The organism is Kamptonema animale CS-326 (genome assembly GCF_028330895.1).
Classification (GTDB): domain Bacteria; phylum Cyanobacteriota; class Cyanobacteriia; order Cyanobacteriales; family Microcoleaceae; genus Kamptonema; species Kamptonema formosum.
The window spans coordinates 1-3,127 of record NZ_JAQMUA010000075.1 but is presented as its reverse complement, the minus strand read 5'-3'; the positions used below and the strand labels follow the sequence as shown (position 1 = coordinate 3,127).

Genomic DNA, 3,127 nt, shown 5'->3' with positions numbered 1-3,127 from the left:
CTAGGGGCTAGGGGCTAGGGGAAGAAGGGAAAGAAGAGGAAGAAGGGAATAGAATTAAGGGTTTGAGGAAACTAGAATGTCCTAACCACCTTGGCGGTTGCTATAAATCTTGTTTTCTATCCTGTAAAGTTCTGCCTTCACTTTTATATCCTCAAGTGAGCTTCTCTTTCGATTACTTGCTGCTTAAAACTAAATTGAGCAACTCTCTATCAAGAAGTAAAAGAAACCTCTGTGCTATGATTTAAGTTTAGTATGTTTTTTTTTAGTTGTCTATCAGCAGATTTAGAATTTTACTGAAACCAAATTTATACAATAAGTTTGTCGCTCAAATCATAGAAATCCATATTTTTGTAATAATCCGGTTACTTCCGTTACTCTTCCCAGTTCTCGCCACCATTAAGTTAACACGGCAACGACCCTTAACGGTAGGTTAATTCTATTCTCTTAATGCCAGTTGGGGTTAATTTTATGAAAGAATGTCTAGAGTGAATATTGGGCGATCGCACTCAAAACTAAGTAATCCCTCTCGATCGCAATAGCTCTAGACTTTAGCCCAACACTTGCTCGTTACTCAAGTAAACCAGGTGGAGGCGTAATTTCAATCCGGCGCTGCCCGATCTCAACAATAGGGACAATCTCTTGGACAAAGGGAATTAAAACTGTTTTTGATTTTGGCTTGAGAGGGCGTTGCTTTTGTTTTTTGCTGCGGCGTTGACTGGGGTGGGCCGCTACTTGTCCCGTGGCAGACTCTTCCTCTAAAATGTTTGCGGGTTCAGGCTTCTGCTGCAATTCTACTTCTAAGATGTCATTACCTGCTGGAATTATATCCACCACAGTGCCTAACATTTCACCCGTCTGTTGGTAGAATACTTGCAACCCGATCAAATCGCGCACATAAAATTCACCTTCCTCTAAATGAGGGCGATCGCTTGCAGAAACAAACAGTTGGCAACCCCGCAGCGCTTCTGCCTCGTCTATATTCTCCACCCCTGCTAACTGCACCGCATAAATTCCTTTCCCCGGAATGTAGCGCCCTCCCAAAAACTCAATCGGTTCGGGCTCTGCTTTGCCAGGGCGCTGCATCCAACGCTGTCCCGGTTCCAAGAAACGTTCTGGGAAGTCGGAGTTGGGATATACCCGCACTTCGCCATTTAAACCTTGAGGTGCGACAATTGTACCGATTTCTACCCAGTCAGACATAAGCGTTTAGAGCTGATATTACATTTTTAATTTTGATGCAGTCAGGCCGCGATTGCCCATGCAGTTTTGGCGGTGGGAGTATCAAGGGCTAGGGGATCGCATAAAAGATATCCTAGATTTAATAGCAACCGCTTTTGTCGATTAGGATACTCGCTCATAGCTGGAACCCGCTCATTCTATTCCGTTCTTCCCTTCTTCCCTAGCCCTGAGCATCGTAGCCCCTAGTCCCTAGCTATAATAGTCTGTTTCAAGACCGAACTCATGAAAATCCGAAATCTGGTAGCGATCGCGAAGGCAATTGCTTGGGTCAGCATCTTTACAGAACTTAGCGCGATCGCGATCGCCACTATTTTACTCTCTCAAACTGCCACTGCTGCTCCCTCTGCGACTTCTGGGGGGCTATTAGCTCAACAGCAGGATTTACAAGAGATGCAGCTAAAAGAAGAGATTCGCGATCGCGTCTCTGAAGAAGTTGACACCGCTTTTCGCCGCACAGCATCCATGCTGAATGTGTTTTTAATTGTACTTACTTTCTTCCCCACCGCCGCCGCCGTCGGCGTTTGGATACTGTTAGGGAAATTAGCCCAGCAAACAGCTCTTGCCCAACAAGAAATTGCTAGTCTTAGAGACGATACAATTTCTCAATTAAAAACAGTTCTGACTGAAGCTCAAACCGTCTTAGACGAACTTAACCAGCAAGAAAAATGGGGCGAAGAAGACACTGATATTTTGTTCGCCGACCCGGAAATTCAAGAATTTACCCCGGTAAAATATGGCGATCGCAAACAATTAATGAGCGGTAGCGACTATGCCAAACAGGGAGACGCTTATTTCTTTGAAAATCGCTATGAAGAGGCAGTTGACGCTTACAATCAAGCCCTACAAATTCAGCCAGACTTAGCAGATACTTGGAACAATCGAGGAGTAGTGCTGACAAGAATGCAGCGATATCAAGAAGCAATTGATTCCTACGAACAAGCTACAAAACTTCGCCCCAACTATCCTGACGCTTGGAATAATAGAGGAGTAGTATTATTAGAAATGCAGCAGCTTTCAGAAGCCATTGCCTGTTACGAACAAGCAATTCAAGCCAAAGCCGACTATGCCGATGCCTGGAATAATCGAGGAGTTGCCCTTTCCAAAATGCAAAAGTATGAAGACGCTGTTATCTCTTACAATCAAGCATTAGTAATTAAAAATGATTATACAGACGCTTGGAACAATCGAGGCGTTGCTCTCACTAAGCTACAGAAATATGATGCGGCAATTGATTCTTATGATAATGCCACTAAAATTAGACCCGATTTTTATCGAATTTGGTACAACAAAGCTCGTTGTTATGCTCTTCAAGGTGAAATAGAATTAGCTCTAGAAAACTTGAAACGAGCATTTAATCTCAACCAAAATATGTGCAAGCAACTAGCAGTAAATGAAATAGACTTTGAATCTCTTAGGCAAAATGATATATTTAAAGAGTTAATTGGTAATGGGTAATTGGTAATGGGTAATTGGTAATTGGTGATTGGTAATGGCTCATATCAATTACCCCAATTATTGATAAGTAAATCCCCCTAATTAAACATAAGATCGGGATAGCTAAAAAGCTTACTGTATAAACATTCTTCCTTCTATCCTAGATAACTAAATTTTTCTTCCTTCTTCCTTCTCTCCTAGATAACTAAATCCTTCTTCCTTCTTCTTACAATCGACATTGTTGAGTGAACTTCACAGGACTTACGCACCCAACCAAAGAAACCGGGTTTTTTGACGAAAATACTTCGTTTTCACCCAAAGATTCTCTCAAAAACCCGGTTTCTGGGACTCCCTGCGTAAGTCCTACTTCATACAATCAACCTCCTCCTCCTGCCTTCTCCTACCTCCTACTATCTCCTCCTGCCTCCTGCCTCCTGCCTCCTGCCTCCTGCCT

Annotated in this window: 2 protein-coding genes; one reads left to right on the top strand and one right to left on the bottom strand. The window is 42.9% G+C overall.

Going from position 1 to position 3,127, the window contains the following annotated elements:
* Positions 1 to 567: 567 nt before the first annotated feature.
* Positions 568 to 1,200 carry a ribosome maturation factor RimM gene (gene rimM, locus PN499_RS04455; RefSeq protein ID WP_272030475.1) on the bottom strand — a complete coding sequence of 211 codons (633 nt, stop codon included), beginning with the start codon at positions 1,198 to 1,200 and terminating at the stop codon, positions 568 to 570.
* Positions 1,201 to 1,461: 261 nt separating this feature from the next.
* On the opposite strand from rimM, the gene PN499_RS04450 reads away from it, so the two are divergent.
* A complete protein-coding gene (locus tag PN499_RS04450) occupies positions 1,462 to 2,694 on the top strand; it encodes a tetratricopeptide repeat protein (RefSeq protein ID WP_272030474.1) in 1,233 nt (410 codons plus the stop codon).
* Positions 2,695 to 3,127: the final 433 nt, after the last annotated feature.

Bases quoted from the DNA above. Each gene is read 5' to 3' on its own strand.
- rimM (WP_272030475.1), bottom strand. From the start codon at position 1,200: ATGTCTGACTGGGTAGAAATCGGTACAATTGTCGCACCTCAAGGTTTA.
- PN499_RS04450 (WP_272030474.1), top strand. From the start codon at position 1,462: ATGAAAATCCGAAATCTGGTAGCGATCGCGAAGGCAATTGCTTGGGTC.